The sequence below is a fragment of the Staphylococcus sp. MI 10-1553 genome (genome assembly GCF_010365305.1).
Classification (GTDB): domain Bacteria; phylum Bacillota; class Bacilli; order Staphylococcales; family Staphylococcaceae; genus Staphylococcus.
Genome location: NZ_CP048279.1, coordinates 1,002,032 through 1,016,559 on the forward strand (window position 1 = coordinate 1,002,032; position 14,528 = coordinate 1,016,559).

Genomic DNA, 14,528 nt, shown 5'->3' on the forward strand with positions numbered 1-14,528 from the left:
TTGAGAGCTCTTCTTAATGTGAGAAGGGTTCTTTTTTTGTGTCTATTTTGATAAATATTGGAGATTTTTACAGAATTAGTGGAGCATAGTGGTGAGATGTGGTAAATTAGAATAAAGGTGAGGTGATAATAGAATGTTCATGGGTGAATACGAAAATAAACTCGATGCTAAAGGCCGTATGATAGTTCCATCAAAATTTCGTTATGACTTAAATGAACGTTTTATTCTCACAAGAGGCCTTGATAAATGTTTATTTGGTTACACACTTGAAGAATGGCAAACAATTGAGGAGAAAATGAAATCCTTACCTTTAACTAAACGTGATGCACGTAAGTTTGTGCGCATGTTCTTCTCAGGTGCTATCGAAGTGGAAATCGATAAACAAGGGAGAATTAACATCCCAGCTAAATTAAGAGAGTATGCACATCTTGACAAAGAATGTACGGTGATTGGTGTATCAAATCGAATTGAGATTTGGGACCGCAACACTTGGAATGATTTTTATGATGAATCTGAAGAAAGCTTTGAAGAGATTGCAGAAGACTTAATTGATTTTGATTTTTAAAAAATGGAGGGTTCGCGGTGTTTCATCACATTAGCGTGTTATTAAAAGAAACTGTAGACCAACTGAATATTAAAGAAAATGGCGTCTATGTTGATTGCACGTTAGGTGGCGCGGGGCATTCGCAATATCTTCTGAATCAATTATCGGATGAAGGTCGATTGATTGCGATTGATCAAGATACGACGGCAATCAATCATGCTAAAGAAAAATTGCAACAAGATTTACATAAAGTCACGTTTGTACATAACAACTTTAGAAATTTGGCCAATATATTAGCTGAATTAAACATAGACAAAGTGGATGGCATTTTATACGACTTAGGAGTTTCAAGCCCTCAACTTGATGTACCAGAACGAGGGTTTAGTTACCAACATAATGCCAAGCTAGACATGAGAATGGATCAAACGCAACCTCTTTCCGCTTACGAAGTTGTCAATACGTGGTCTTATGAAGCACTCGTGAAGACTTTTTTTCGATATGGGGAAGAAAAATTTTCGAAACAAATCGCACGAAAAATTGAAGCAAGACGACAGCAACAACCGATTGAAACCACTTTTGATTTAGTGGAGTGTATTAAGGAAGGAATTCCAGCAAAGGCACGACGTAAAGGTGGTCATCCTGCGAAACGCGTATTTCAAGCGATTCGTATTGCAGTGAATGATGAACTTGCTGCATTTGAAGATTCATTAGAACAAGCGATTAACCATGTGAAAGTGAACGGACGTATTTCTGTCATCACGTTCCATTCATTAGAAGATCGTTTATGTAAGCAAATGTTTCAAGAGTATGAAAAAGGGCCAGATGTCCCGAGAGGATTACCAGTACTTCCAGAAGCGTACACACCTAAATTGAAACGTGTGAACCGAAAACCGATCGTAGCGGATGCGACAGACTTAGAAGACAATCATCGTGCGAGAAGTGCAAAACTTCGAGTAGCCGAAATATTAAAATAGAGGGGCGAAAAAGAGACTATGGCTGTAGAAAGAATATATGATACCTATCAACCGCAAGTCGAACCACAGAAAAAGCAATCGACGCAAAAACAAACCATCAAAAAGCAAGTTGTCGTCAAGTTAACACGGTTTGAAAAGATGTTATACATAACGCTAGTTACGATTATTGCTGTAATCAGTATCTATATGCTATCTTTAAAAATGGATGCGTATGATACGAGAGGGAAAATTGCAGATCTAGATCAAAAAATCGAAAAGCAAACAAGTCAAAATAGCGCATTAAAGTCTGAAACAATGGAAAATTCATCGTACAAACGCATTTATAAAAAGGCTGAAGATCAAGGGATGAGCTTGAAGAACGACAATGTAAAGGTAGTGCGTAAAGATGGCGAAACGAAAAATTAAAATTAAAAAAAATAAGCTAGGAGCAGTCCTCCTGATGGGTGTTTTCGGGCTGCTCTTTTTTCTTTTGATTTTAAGATATGGCTATGTGATGTTGACAGGACATTCGTCAGGGGAAGACTTAATCGCCAAAGCAAATGAAAAATATTTATCTCATTTAGATGAAGATGCTGAACGGGGTAAGATTTACGATCGTAATGGCAAAGTTTTGGCAGAAGATGTGGACCGTTTCCGTTTGGCAGCAGTCATAGATCCACAAGCAAGTAAAGATTCGGACAAACCGCGTCACGTCGTTGATAAGAAAAAAACAGCTAAAGTTCTCGCTAAAATTATCGATATGCCTGAAAAGGACATCGAAAAGCGTCTCAACACGAAAAAGGCGTTCCAAGTTGAGTTCGGCAGATCAGGTCAAAATCTTACATATCAAGATAAAGAGAAAATTGAAAAAGCAAATTTACCTGGTATTACACTTTATCCAGAAGTGAAGCGTTTTTATCCGAATGGGAAGTTTGCCTCACACTTGATTGGGATGGCACAAAAAGATCCTGATACCGGTAAGTTAAAAGGGGCTTTAGGGGTTGAAAAGATTTTCGACAGTTATCTCACAGGTAAAGCCGGCCATACATCATTTACGAAAGATATTTGGGGTTATATTATTCCGAATTCGAAAAATGAAGTCGCACCGCAACGTGGAGACGACGTGCATTTAACGATTGATTCTAACATTCAAGTCTTTGTTGAAGAGGCATTAGATAAAATGGTTGAGCATTATGAACCAAAAGACATCTTCGCGGTTGTCATGGATGCGAAAACAGGTGAAATTTTAGCTTATAGTCAACGTCCAACCTTCAATCCAGATACAGGGGAAGACTTCGGTAAAAAATGGGCGAATGATTTATACCAAAATACGTATGAACCAGGTTCGACATTCAAAAGTTTTGGTTTGGCTGCTGCGATTCAAGAAGGAGAATTTAAACCAGACCGTAAATATCAATCGGGTTACAGAGATATTCAAGGTTCACGTATTTATGACTGGAATAAAAAAGGTTGGGGCGAAATTGATATGAGTCTCGGCTTTACGTATTCATCTAACACCTTGATGATGCGCCTTCAAGATCTTGTCGGAGCAGACAAAATGAAATCTTGGTATGAAAAATTCGGTTTTGGCAAGTCAACGGGAAGTTTGTTTGATGGTGAACAATCCGGTAATATTGCTTGGGAAAATGAATTGATGCAAAAGACATCTGCGTTCGGTCAATCGACAACAGTTACGCCGGCACAAATGTTGCAAGCCCAATCGGCATTTTTCAATAAAGGTGAAATGTTACGCCCATACTTTGTTCAATCCATTGTGAATCCTGTGACTAAAAACACGTATTATGAAGGTGAACGCGAAGTTACGGGCAAACCGATTAAAAATGATACAGCGAAGAAAGTGAACAAACAATTGGATGAAGTAGTGAACAGTGAAGATAGCCATGCAAAAAACTATCGTGTCGACGGTTACCGCATTGGTGGTAAAACAGGTACAGCACAGGTGGCTGATCCTGAAAATGGGGGCTACGTGAAAGGACCTAATCCATACTTTGTAAGCTTTATGGGTCATGCGCCAAGTAAAAACCCACGTGTTGTCGTCTATGCAGGTATGAGCTTAGCGCAAAAGAACGATCAAGAAGCATACGAATTGGGTGTCAGCAAAGCATTTAATCCGATTATGAAAAACACTTTACAATATTTAAATGTCGGCGATAATGAAGTAGATGACAGTAAAACGAAAATCAGCAATGTTCCAGATGTTCAAAATCGTAGTGTACAACGTGCTGAAGATGACATCAAAGGTAAAAAGCTGAACCCAATTGTCATCGGTAACGGTAAAAAAGTCGTCAGTCAATCGCCGTCATCAAACGGACAATTATTGCCGAACAGTAATGTCCTCTTGTTAACTGAAGGTGATCTAACAATGCCGGATATGACAGGATGGACAAGAGATGATATTGTGGCTTTCCAATCATTGACAGATATCAAAATAGATGTCAAAGGCAGTGGTTTTGTGAAGTCGCAATCGAAACCACCACAGTCAGCGATAGATAAAAACACTAAACTTGAAGTAACATTGGATTCCCAAAAAACAGAATGAGCAACGTGATAAACAAAAGCTGTACGAAGGGCTTGAATTGACATTATCACAGCACGTTTATGTTTATGACGCTGTGTAAATTGAAATGAACTGCCATAGAAACTATCACTTCAGTCGATGTATGCAAATACGCTCGGTGAAGTGATAGCGTCATGTGCAGAATGAATAAGAATGTGACCAAAAGAAGAGAAGATAAGGAGAATATTATGGGATTGATTAGCGCAATTATCGCATTTGTTATTACAGCAGTTTTAGTACCGATTTTGATTCCAACATTAAAAAGGATGAAATTTGGTCAGAGCATTCGTGAAGAAGGTCCACAAAGCCATATGAAAAAAACAGGTACACCAACGATGGGTGGATTAACATTTTTAATTGGTGCAATTGTTACAACGATAATCGCAAGTATTTTTGTAGAACCAGCAAGTCCATTGCTGTTACTGCTCTTTGTCACAATTGGTTTTGGTTTTATTGGCTTTATTGATGACTATATTATTGTAGTGAAGAAAAATAACCAAGGGCTCACAAGTAAGCAGAAATTTTTAGCACAAATCGCAATCGCAGTCATTTTCTTTATTGTCGCTAAAGGTTTTAACGCAGTTGATTTCTCCACAGATATTCACATTCCGTTTACAGATGTGAGTATTCCGTTATCATTTGCCTATGTGATTTTTATCGTTTTCTGGCAAGTTGGTTTTTCAAATGCAGTTAATTTAACAGACGGTCTTGATGGATTAGCGACAGGATTATCTATTATTGGTTTTACGATGTATGCCATTATGAGTTTTGCGCTCGAACAACCAGCAATTGGCGTATTTTGTATCATTATGGTCGCAGCTTTAGCCGGCTTTCTTCCATACAATATTAACCCAGCGAAAGTGTTCATGGGGGATACAGGAAGTTTAGCGCTTGGTGGTATTTTCGCGACAATTTCAATTATGTTAAACCAAGAAATATCATTGTTATTCATCGGCCTCGTTTTCGTCTTAGAAACATTGTCAGTGATGATTCAAGTGACATCGTTCAAGTTAACAGGAAAGCGTGTCTTTAAGATGAGTCCATTACATCATCATTTTGAATTAGTCGGTTGGAGTGAATGGAAAGTTGTCACTGTATTCTGGTCAGTAGGATTAATTACCGGTTTAATCGGTTTATGGATGGGAGTGAATTAATTGATACATTATACAGGGCTTAGAGGTAAAAAAGTACTCGTTATCGGCATGGCAAAAAGTGGCTATGAAGCAGCGAAATTATTACATCGTTTAGGCGCTGAGGTGACGGTGAACGACGGCAATGATTTATCTAACGATGCCCACGCGAAAGATTTAGAGGACTTGGGCATTAATGTCGTCAGTGGTGCACACCCGCTAGCGTTATTAGATGAAGCACCTATTATTTTCAAAAATCCAGGCATTCCATACACAGTGCCTATTATTCAAGAAGCACAAAAACAAGGGCTGAAAATTTTAACAGAAGTAGAATTAAGTTATTTAATTTCTGAAGCACCGATTATAGGGATTACTGGAACAAATGGTAAAACCACAGTGACGTCATTAATCGGTGACATGTTTAACAAAAGCCGTGAAAATGGGCGTTTGTCGGGAAATATTGGTTTCGTCGCATCAAAAGTCGCACAAGAAGTGAAGGCAGATGAATATTTAGTTACGGAACTGTCTTCGTTCCAATTGCTCGGTATTGAACATTATCGTCCGTACATCGCGATCATTACGAATCTTTATTCAGCGCATTTAGATTACCATGAAAATCTTGAAAACTATCAAAATGCGAAAAGGCGTATTTTCGAAAATCAAACTGAAAGCGACTATTTAATTTTTAATGATAAACAAAGACATCTCATAGATACATCAAAAATTCGCGCTAAAATTTTGTACTTTTCAACGCAACATCGCGTAGACGGTATTTATGTTGAAAAAGAGTATATCGTATATAACGGCGTACGTATCATTCATTTAGATGATATCGTGCTACCGGGTGAACACAATTTAGAAAACATTTTAGCAGCGGTCATAGCGGCGATTTTAGCAGGTGTGTCCATTAGTGCCATCGTCCAATCATTGTCTACGTTTTCAGGCATTGCACATCGTCTGCAATATATCGGCAATAACAAAACGAATAAATACTACAATGATTCTAAAGCAACGAACACATTGGCGACACAATTTGCGTTAAGTTCATTTAAGCAACCTGTCATCTGGTTGTGCGGTGGTTTAGACCGTGGGAATGGTTTTGATGAGCTGATTCCTTATATGATCAATGTGCGCGTTATGGTGACATTTGGTGAAACACAAGATAAATTTGTGAAGCTAGGTGAGAGTCAAGGAAAGTATGTGATTCGAGCGAACGATGTGACAGATGCAGTGGCTAAAGTCCAAGATGTCATCGAACCGAATGATGTCGTATTATTATCGCCTGCTTGTGCAAGTTGGGATCAATATGACACCTTTGAACAACGTGGAGAACGTTTTATTGAAGCTTTCAGAGCACATTTGCCATCACATTAAAGGATGTGACGATTGATGACAAAAGAAATACCCAAGATTAATAACGAATATTTAAAAGAAAAGAGAAAAAAACAGCGTATCCAGCAACGTCGTGTTCAACGTATTATTGTCGGGATACTCGTTGTGATTGTTTTATTGATCCTGGTTTATATGTTTACACCTATCAGTCACATTAAAAGTGCTGACATTAAAGGGAACCATTACGTGTCTAAGCAAGATATTTTGAAAGAGCTTGATATTCAAAACCATCCACGCATTTACGCTTATAGTTCTGATGATGCTGAGGCGCGTTTGAAAAAGAACGAATTGATTGATGAAGTGACGATTGAAAAAGGACTGTTCAATCCGATTGAAGTCAACGTGAAAGAACATGATATCATCGCAATAACGACAGAAAAGTCACGCGTGGTTCCTATGATTGAAAATGGCAAAGTGTTAAAAGATTATAAACAGGAAGTACCGAATGAAGCACCTTACATTGAAGGGTTTAAAGGAGCAGAAAAACGTCATCTCGTGGATGCTTTACAAAAAATGGGTCGAACGACACGTGCACAAATTTCAGAAATTGTGAGTGCACCACAAAAAGATCAGCCGCATTTAATTAAACTTTTCATGCGTGATGGGATTGAAGTCGTTGGGAATACGAATACCATTGCTGAAAAGTTGAAGTATTATCCAAGTATGTCACAAGCGTTAGAAAAAGATGAAACAGGCAAATTAAAAAAATCGGGCTTTATAGATCTATCAGTCGGTGCGACATTTATTCCTTATGATAATGTGAACAATGGACAAACAAGTTCGGCGAGCGCCAAAGAAGTCCAAAGTGGTACAGCGAGTGAAGACAAAGCTAAAGATGATTTACAGAAGGCTTTGAACAAGATTAAAGATGAAGAATCATCGGAATAGCAAGGGTGAGACTCAAAAATATTTTGATATGATAATGATTTTGAGCCTCCATCTTCCTTGCAAATAGATGATTGCGCATTACAAAAAGATTACATTAATATATAAATGTGATAAAAAGTTGAAATTCCACTGTGTTTATAGTTCACATTGATAGTGTGTTATTGTAAACTTAAAATAGCTTAATTATGTAAAGAAATGTCAGGAGGTGCCTATCTATGGAAGAGCATTATTATGTTAGTGTAGATATCGGCTCATCAAGCGTGAAAGCGATTGTTGGTGAAAAATTTCATAACGGAATTAATGTGATAGGTACAGGGCAGACCTATACAAATGGAATCAAGAATGGCTTGATTGATGATTTTGACCTTGCTAAACAGGCCATTAAAGATACGATAAAGAAAGCTTCAATCGCTTCAAGTGTGGATATTAAAGAAGTATTTTTAAAACTACCAATTATTAGTACTGAAGTTTTTGATGAAACAAATAAAATCGAATTTCATCAAGATACAGAAATTAACGGCACACATATTGAAGAGGTGCTTGAAGGGATTCGCGAAAAAAATACGGAACCTGAAACGGAAGTCATTGATACATTTCCTATTCGCTTTATTGTGGATGACAACAATGAAGTTTCAGATCCAAAAGAACTTGTCGCGCGTCACTCCTTACAAGTGGATGCAGGCGTCATTGCGATTAATCAATCGATTTTAATTAATATGATTAAATGTGTAGAAGCTTGTGGTGTGGATGTGTTAGACGTTTATTCTGATGCATTGAATTACCGTTCAGTATTTACTGCGACTGAAAGAGAACTCGGCGCCTGTGTTATTGATATTGGTGAAGATTTAACTCAGATTGCGTTTTATGAACGTGGAGAGCTAGTCGATGCGGATGTAGTCTTTATGGCAGGGCGTCACATCACAGAAGATATTGCACAATTTTTAAATACTACATATGATACAGCAGAAAAGATTAAGCAACAATACGGACATGCATTTTATGATTCAGCTTCAGACCAAGATGTGTTTACTGTAAACCAACTTGACTCTGATGAACCTGCACAATTTACTCAAAAAGAGCTGAGCGATGTCATTGAAGCACGTGTTGAAGACATTCTCATTAAAGTATTCGATGTTTTACAAGAGTTAGGTTTAACGAAAGTCAATGGTGGATTTGTAGTGACAGGGGGTTCCGCTAACTTACTTGGCGTGAAAGAATTACTTCTCGATATGGTGAATGAGAAAGTACGCATTCATACACCTTCACAAATGGGAGTAAGAAAACCAGAATTTTCTTCAGCAATTTCCACAATTTCTAGTAGTATTGCTTTCGATGAGCTATTGGATTATGTTACAATTAGTAATCATGATAATGAAGAAATTGAAGAAGAAATTATTGAAAGCGATTCAAAACGACAAGAACATAAATCAAGTGGTTTTGAGTCATTCTTCAAGAAAAAACCAAAAAAACAACAATCACAAGACACGGCAAATTCTGAATTTGTCGACGATGATACTTCGGAAGAGGTATATGAAGACATTGATGGACATGAAGACGGAGAACCTAAACAAGAAGAAAGTAAGTTCAAGAAGATTATGAAATCACTGTTTGATTGATTGGCTACAAAGATTAGGAGGAAATTTAAATGTTAGAATTTGAACAAGGATTTAATCATTTAGCGACACTTAAAGTCATCGGTGTCGGTGGTGGCGGTAATAATGCTGTTAACCGAATGATTGACCACGGTATGAACAATGTTGAATTTATTGCAATTAACACAGACGGACAAGCTTTAAACTTATCTAAAGCAGAATCTAAAATCCAAATTGGTGAAAAGTTAACACGTGGATTAGGTGCAGGTGCGAACCCTGAAATTGGTAAAAAAGCTGCAGAAGAATCACGTGAACAAATTGAAGATGCGATCCAAGGTGCAGACATGGTATTCGTTACTGCTGGTATGGGTGGCGGTACTGGTACAGGTGCAGCACCTGTTGTAGCCAAAATCGCTAAAGAAATGGGCGCTTTAACAGTGGGTGTTGTGACACGTCCATTCAGTTTCGAAGGTCGTAAACGTCAAACACAAGCTGCTGCGGGTGTTGAAGCAATGAAAGCCGCTGTTGATACTTTAATTGTCATTCCTAACGATCGCTTGTTAGACATTGTAGACAAATCTACACCAATGATGGAAGCATTTAAAGAAGCTGACAACGTATTACGTCAAGGTGTACAAGGTATTTCTGATTTAATTGCAGTATCTGGTGAAGTGAACCTCGACTTTGCTGACGTTAAAACAATCATGTCAAACCAAGGTTCTGCATTAATGGGTATCGGTGTATCATCTGGTGAAAACCGTGCAGTTGAAGCGGCTAAAAAAGCCATTTCTTCTCCTTTACTTGAAACATCAATCGTAGGTGCACAAGGTGTGTTAATGAACATTACTGGTGGCGAATCATTATCTTTATTCGAAGCACAAGAAGCTGCTGACATCGTACAAGATGCTGCAGATGAAGATGTGAACATGATCTTTGGTACAGTGATCAACCCAGAATTACAAGATGAAATTGTTGTCACTGTCATCGCAACAGGTTTTGAAGATAAACCTTCATCACAAGCACGTAAACAAGGTCACTCTGGCTTTGGTACAAGTGCTGCGCCAACAAGCTCAAAAGAATCTAGCTTCGGTGGTGGGCATACAGGTCAAGCTTCAACACAAGATAAAGAAGTTGAAAGTGGACGTAGCCATACTACAGCGGACGACGATATTCCAAGCTTTATTCGTAACAGAGAAGAAAGACGCTCAAGAAGAACACGTCGTTAATCGTGTGATATGTTGAAATATAAAGTACACCTATCAACAGGATAAAGTGTGATATTTATCTTACATAGGATGTCATGAACTGCTAGGACAATTGTCACTTCATCAATGTCCTAGCAGTTTTTAATAGATAAAAGAAAAAGGAGGGGTTAAGATGGAATTATTTACGAAAAAGGCACATCATTTGTCTTATCAGCCGAGTTTAGCACAAGGTGTTCAAATCGGCATCACGACGAGAGGTGATGGTGTGAGTGCGTATCCAACTGAAGCATTCAACATGGCAAGATATATTGATGATCAGCCGGAAAATATTACCCATCATCAGGAAGTATTGGCACAAGAAATCGGTATTCCGAGAGCACAATGGGTCTTTCCAATACAGACGCACGAAGCCCATGTCGTGGAAGTGACTCAAGCAGATCGTGGCAAAAATATCGATGCGCTTGCGAAAGACACACTTTATGGTATTGATGCGATGTTCACATACGATGATGATACGATGTTGACGATGTGTTATGCAGACTGTGTGCCGATTTACTTTTATAGCCCTTCTCATCACTTTATTGCTTTAGCACATGCAGGTTGGCGGGGGACTGTCGCAACCATTGTCCATCGTGTGTTAGATCAATTTACTTATGATTACAACGACTTATACGTGGTTATTGGTCCGGCAACATCCGATAGTTATGAAATCAATGATGATATTTTCAAGCAATTTCAACGACTGCCTATTGATAGTGCAGCATATATAGAGACGCGTGGCAAAGACCGTCATGGTATTGATTTGAAATATGCGAACCAATTATTGTTAGAACAATACGGCGTGCCACGTGACCATATTTATCGTACAGAATATACAACTTCTGAAGAATTGGATTTATTTTTCTCGTATCGTTTAGAAAAAGGTCATACGGGAAGAATGTTAGCATTTATTTCTCAATCATTGAATGAAAGTGGAGATGATTAAATGTCAGTGAAGACAAACTTAGAAGAAATAGAGCAAACCATTACTGAAAATGTGACTTTTCGTGAAGACCCAACAAGACCTCGCGTGATTGCTGTCACAAAATATGTTACAATAAACCGAGCAAAAGAAGCTTATGAAGCAGGCATTCGTCATTTTGGTGAAAACCGCATCGAAGGCTTTTTAGAGAAGAAAGCAGCTTTACCAGACGATGTTCACATGCATTTTATTGGCTCTTTGCAGTCACGTAAAGTGAAAGAAGTTATTAATGACATTGACTATTTACATGCATTAGACCGTCAAAGTTTGGCCAAAGAAATTAGTAAACGTGCAGAACATGAAATCAAATGTTTTGTCCAAGTGAACGTTTCAGGTGAAGCATCTAAACATGGCATTGCTTTAGAAGAGGTCATCCCCTTCATTGAAATGTTAGCGGACTATGACCGTATTCGTGTTGTAGGTCTGATGACGATGGCACCATACACAGATAATGAAGCTGAATTAGAAGACATTTTTGAAAAACTTAAAAATAAACGCGATGAAGTCCAATCATTGAACCTTACATATGCACCTTGTACAGAACTTTCGATGGGCATGAGTAATGATTATCATATTGCCACGAAAAAGGGTGCCACATTTGTTAGAATTGGAACGCGTCTTGTAGGAAAAGAGGAGTGAATCCATTGGCTATAAAAGATTTGTTCAACAATTTTTTCACAATTGAAGAAGATGAAGATGAAGATTTCATTCAAGAAGAAGAACGCCGTCGTGAACGTGAACAACAGCAGACGCAACAACAAGCGAACAAACAACAATCTGAGCGTCCAAGAGCAGTCCAATCCGTACCGAAACGTCAAGCTACACGTTCAAAATCTTCTCAAAATGATAAACAGTTGCAAGTTGCCCAAAAACAAGAGCAAGGGAATGTGGTGAACATGAGCCCAACACAAGATACTTATCAAAATGGCAGTTCTAAAATGTGTTTATTTGAACCACGTGTATTTTCTGATACACAAGATATTGCGGATGAATTGAAAAATCGTCGTGCCACACTTGTGAACCTTCAACGTATTGATCAAGTTTCTGCAAAACGTATTATCGACTTTTTAAGCGGTACCGTTTATGCGATTGGCGGCGATATTCAACGTGTCGGTGCAGATATTTTCTTATGTACACCTGACAATGTTGAGGTTGCGGGTAGTATTACCGATCATATCGAATCTATGGAAAATCATTATAAATAAGGGAGTATGCTATGAACATCGAGTTATTAACATCCATCCTTGAATTTCTATTATTCATTGTTAAAGCTTACACATTTGGAATGATTATTTATATTTTTATGTCGTGGTTACCAGGTGCAAGAGAAAGCGCAGTTGGACGATGGATGTCAAAAATTTATGAGCCATTTTTAGAACCATTTCGACGTATCATTCCGCCATTAGGTCTGGTTGATATTTCACCGATTGTAGCCTTTTTAGTGCTCAATTTGTTTGAACGTGGACTTGTAGCCATTTTTAATCTTATTTTGCATCAAATCTATTCATAAAATACAGTATGATTAATAGACTGTTCAGACGTTGTGATGGCGTGTTTGAACAGTCTATTTTTTTATGTGTGGTGGTGTTAAGAAATGTACGTTCGATTTTAATTTAACGAGGTATAAGTAGGGTGCAAATTTAAGTGCATCAGATCAACAGTAGCAACATCACACTACAAAAAAGCCCCTCCATCACGCAATCATAACGAACGCGTTGGAAGGGTTTTTTAAGATTGATTTAAAATGTCACGTTGGATTCTAAAATAATATTAGAAAACGGGGTGATTTTACCTGTGCGGATATTACCTTTATTCAATGGTTGTCTCAAATATGCTGTCATTTCTGAGTGCGGAATAAACGCAATATCAACATCTTGATCAATCAATGCTTTGATTTGTTTCAATTGTGTCGGGTTATGTGTTTTAATTTCTTCTGCTAGATAGTTTTTTGGATTTTTAATTCTTCTAACACTGTTGCTAATACATCGATAAAGAGCGGCAATTCTTTGGTTACAGCTAAATCGATTCTTCTTTCATCGTTAGAAATAGGTATCCCTGCATCATTGACGGTCAATAATTAGAAATGCTCCATTGTTGCAATGACTTGAGAAACGTGGCTGTTAAGTAAAGCTGCTTTTTTCATTCTCTTCACCCTGTCTATTATCTAATAAATACAGTTACTGTTGCTGCTGCTAAAATCAAAATTAAACCCATGATTGTGATAAACATTTCTTTTGAAGTTTTGCGCTGATTTAAGAAATAAATTCCTGTTAATGTAGCTAAAACAACTGAAGTTTGAGATAAGATGAAACCTGTTGCTAAACCATTCATATCAGGTTGCGCTGAGATTAAATATGTCAATGCCGCAAAAGCAAAGAAGAAACCTGAAATGATTTGTAACCAAGTGACTTTCTTGTTGAATGGATTATCTTTTTTTATTGTCATTAACCCGTAAATGACGGCAGCAAGTACCATTCCAATGGCTTGTGGTAAAAATGCAACTTCACCACCAATGTCAGTCGCTTGTGGTGCAGCAGAGTAGAGCCAATATCCAAATTCACCGATTAATAGGATAATGACTGCTTTTCTCAAGTGACTACTTTTTGTTTCTTGCGCATCTTCACTCCAAACAGTCATCCATGCCCCAATTAAAATTACGACTAAAGCTGCAAAACCAATCAGTTTATTTGTAAGACTTGGCCAGTTACCTAATGCGAATACACCCCAAAGTGATGCACCGAGTAATTGGAAAGCCGTTGTGATAGGCATTGCACGAGAAGAACCGATATATTCAAACGCTTTGAAAGTCATAATTTGGCCAAAACACCAACCGGCTCCTGATAGCAAAGCGAAAAATAAATCCATCCCTGTTGGAAATTGACGCCCTGAAAACATAAAAAATGCAATCGCGAAAATCAGTGTCCCAACAGTAGCGCCGATGATCTGATTGACTGGTTTACCTCCAATTTTTGATGCAATTGTAGGAAAAAGACCCCAACCAATGAGCGGTCCTAAACCAATTAATAGTGCGACCATGTTCATTATTTACACTCCTCTATTTCTATTAAATATTTTGTCTTTCATTAACAAGTTCACGTTTTAAAATATACCATTTCTATATCAATATATAAACTAACATTTACTAAAATTTAAAACTATTATTTGGGAAATTAAAAAATTGAAACAAACTTGTCACACAGATCAGTAAAGCAGAGGGGTTAGGAT

14 protein-coding genes and 1 pseudogene are annotated in these 14,528 nt (G+C 37.8%); 13 read left to right on the forward strand and 2 right to left on the reverse strand.

Annotation, left to right across the window (positions count from 1 at the left end; genetic code table 11):
* Positions 1–133 precede the first annotated feature (133 nt).
* The 13 genes from mraZ (at position 134) to GZH82_RS04485 (ending at position 12,813) form a co-directional block, all read left to right on the forward strand.
* Positions 134–565 carry a division/cell wall cluster transcriptional repressor MraZ gene (mraZ, locus tag GZH82_RS04425; protein WP_014614186.1) on the forward strand — a complete coding sequence of 144 codons (432 nt, stop codon included), beginning with the start codon at positions 134–136 and terminating at the stop codon, positions 563–565.
* Positions 566–582: 17 nt separating this feature from the next.
* Positions 583–1,518: a 16S rRNA (cytosine(1402)-N(4))-methyltransferase RsmH gene (gene rsmH, locus GZH82_RS04430; RefSeq protein ID WP_162681479.1), complete on the forward strand. Its 936-nt coding sequence runs from the start codon at positions 583–585 to the stop codon at positions 1,516–1,518.
* Between the two features lie 18 nt (positions 1,519–1,536).
* Positions 1,537–1,923 (forward strand): cell division protein FtsL, encoded by a 387-nt coding sequence (gene ftsL / locus GZH82_RS04435; RefSeq protein ID WP_162681480.1) that lies wholly within the window; start codon positions 1,537–1,539, stop codon positions 1,921–1,923.
* Positions 1,904–4,057, forward strand: coding sequence for a penicillin-binding protein (locus tag GZH82_RS04440; protein WP_162681481.1), 2,154 nt, complete (start codon positions 1,904–1,906; stop codon positions 4,055–4,057). The genes ftsL and GZH82_RS04440 overlap by 20 nt, the downstream gene beginning before the upstream one ends.
* A 206-nt stretch (positions 4,058–4,263) precedes the next feature.
* On the forward strand, positions 4,264–5,229 hold the full coding sequence (gene mraY / locus GZH82_RS04445; protein ID WP_162681482.1) for a phospho-N-acetylmuramoyl-pentapeptide-transferase: 966 nt from the start codon (positions 4,264–4,266) through the stop codon (positions 5,227–5,229).
* Complete coding sequence (gene murD, locus GZH82_RS04450; RefSeq protein ID WP_162681483.1) at positions 5,230–6,579, forward strand: UDP-N-acetylmuramoyl-L-alanine--D-glutamate ligase; 1,350 nt, start codon at positions 5,230–5,232, stop codon at positions 6,577–6,579.
* A gap of 15 nt (positions 6,580–6,594) precedes the next feature.
* Positions 6,595–7,485 (forward strand): cell division protein FtsQ/DivIB, encoded by an 891-nt coding sequence (locus GZH82_RS04455; protein WP_162681484.1) that lies wholly within the window; start codon positions 6,595–6,597, stop codon positions 7,483–7,485.
* 215 nt (positions 7,486–7,700) lie between these two features.
* Entirely contained in the window at positions 7,701–9,101 is a 1,401-nt protein-coding gene (ftsA, locus tag GZH82_RS04460; protein WP_162681485.1) for a cell division protein FtsA, read from the forward strand.
* Positions 9,102–9,130: 29 nt separating this feature from the next.
* Entirely contained in the window at positions 9,131–10,303 is a 1,173-nt protein-coding gene (gene ftsZ, locus GZH82_RS04465; RefSeq protein ID WP_162681486.1) for a cell division protein FtsZ, read from the forward strand.
* Between the two features lie 151 nt (positions 10,304–10,454).
* Positions 10,455–11,267: a peptidoglycan editing factor PgeF gene (gene pgeF / locus GZH82_RS04470; protein ID WP_162681487.1), complete on the forward strand. Its 813-nt coding sequence runs from the start codon at positions 10,455–10,457 to the stop codon at positions 11,265–11,267.
* Positions 11,268–11,942, forward strand: coding sequence for a YggS family pyridoxal phosphate-dependent enzyme (locus tag GZH82_RS04475; protein WP_162681488.1), 675 nt, complete (start codon positions 11,268–11,270; stop codon positions 11,940–11,942).
* A 5-nt stretch (positions 11,943–11,947) separates the two neighbouring features.
* The gene (locus GZH82_RS04480; protein WP_162681489.1) at positions 11,948–12,508 is read left to right on the forward strand and encodes a cell division protein SepF; all 561 of its coding nucleotides are present in this window, start codon (positions 11,948–11,950) and stop codon (positions 12,506–12,508) included.
* 11 nt (positions 12,509–12,519) lie between these two features.
* Complete coding sequence (locus GZH82_RS04485; RefSeq protein WP_014614173.1) at positions 12,520–12,813, forward strand: YggT family protein; 294 nt, start codon at positions 12,520–12,522, stop codon at positions 12,811–12,813.
* Between the two features lie 229 nt (positions 12,814–13,042).
* Here the strand turns inward: GZH82_RS04485 and rbsD are convergent.
* Together rbsD and rbsU are read right to left on the reverse strand one after the other, a co-directional pair.
* Positions 13,043–13,446, reverse strand: a pseudogene (rbsD, locus tag GZH82_RS04490) (D-ribose pyranase).
* Between the two features lie 17 nt (positions 13,447–13,463).
* Positions 13,464–14,345 (reverse strand): ribose/proton symporter RbsU, encoded by an 882-nt coding sequence (gene rbsU / locus GZH82_RS04495; RefSeq protein WP_162681490.1) that lies wholly within the window; start codon positions 14,343–14,345, stop codon positions 13,464–13,466.
* Positions 14,346–14,528 lie beyond the last annotated feature (183 nt).

Bases quoted from the DNA above. Each gene is read 5' to 3' on its own strand.
- mraZ (WP_014614186.1), top strand. From the start codon at position 134: ATGTTCATGGGTGAATACGAAAATAAACTCGATGCTAAAGGCCGTATG.
- ftsL (WP_162681480.1), top strand. From the start codon at position 1,537: ATGGCTGTAGAAAGAATATATGATACCTATCAACCGCAAGTCGAACCA.
- GZH82_RS04440 (WP_162681481.1), top strand. From the start codon at position 1,904: ATGGCGAAACGAAAAATTAAAATTAAAAAAAATAAGCTAGGAGCAGTC.
- mraY (WP_162681482.1), top strand. From the start codon at position 4,264: ATGGGATTGATTAGCGCAATTATCGCATTTGTTATTACAGCAGTTTTA.
- GZH82_RS04455 (WP_162681484.1), top strand. From the start codon at position 6,595: ATGACAAAAGAAATACCCAAGATTAATAACGAATATTTAAAAGAAAAG.
- ftsA (WP_162681485.1), top strand. From the start codon at position 7,701: ATGGAAGAGCATTATTATGTTAGTGTAGATATCGGCTCATCAAGCGTG.
- ftsZ (WP_162681486.1), top strand. From the start codon at position 9,131: ATGTTAGAATTTGAACAAGGATTTAATCATTTAGCGACACTTAAAGTC.
- pgeF (WP_162681487.1), top strand. From the start codon at position 10,455: ATGGAATTATTTACGAAAAAGGCACATCATTTGTCTTATCAGCCGAGT.
- GZH82_RS04475 (WP_162681488.1), top strand. From the start codon at position 11,268: ATGTCAGTGAAGACAAACTTAGAAGAAATAGAGCAAACCATTACTGAA.
- GZH82_RS04485 (WP_014614173.1), top strand. From the start codon at position 12,520: ATGAACATCGAGTTATTAACATCCATCCTTGAATTTCTATTATTCATT.
- rbsU (WP_162681490.1), bottom strand. From the start codon at position 14,345: ATGAACATGGTCGCACTATTAATTGGTTTAGGACCGCTCATTGGTTGG.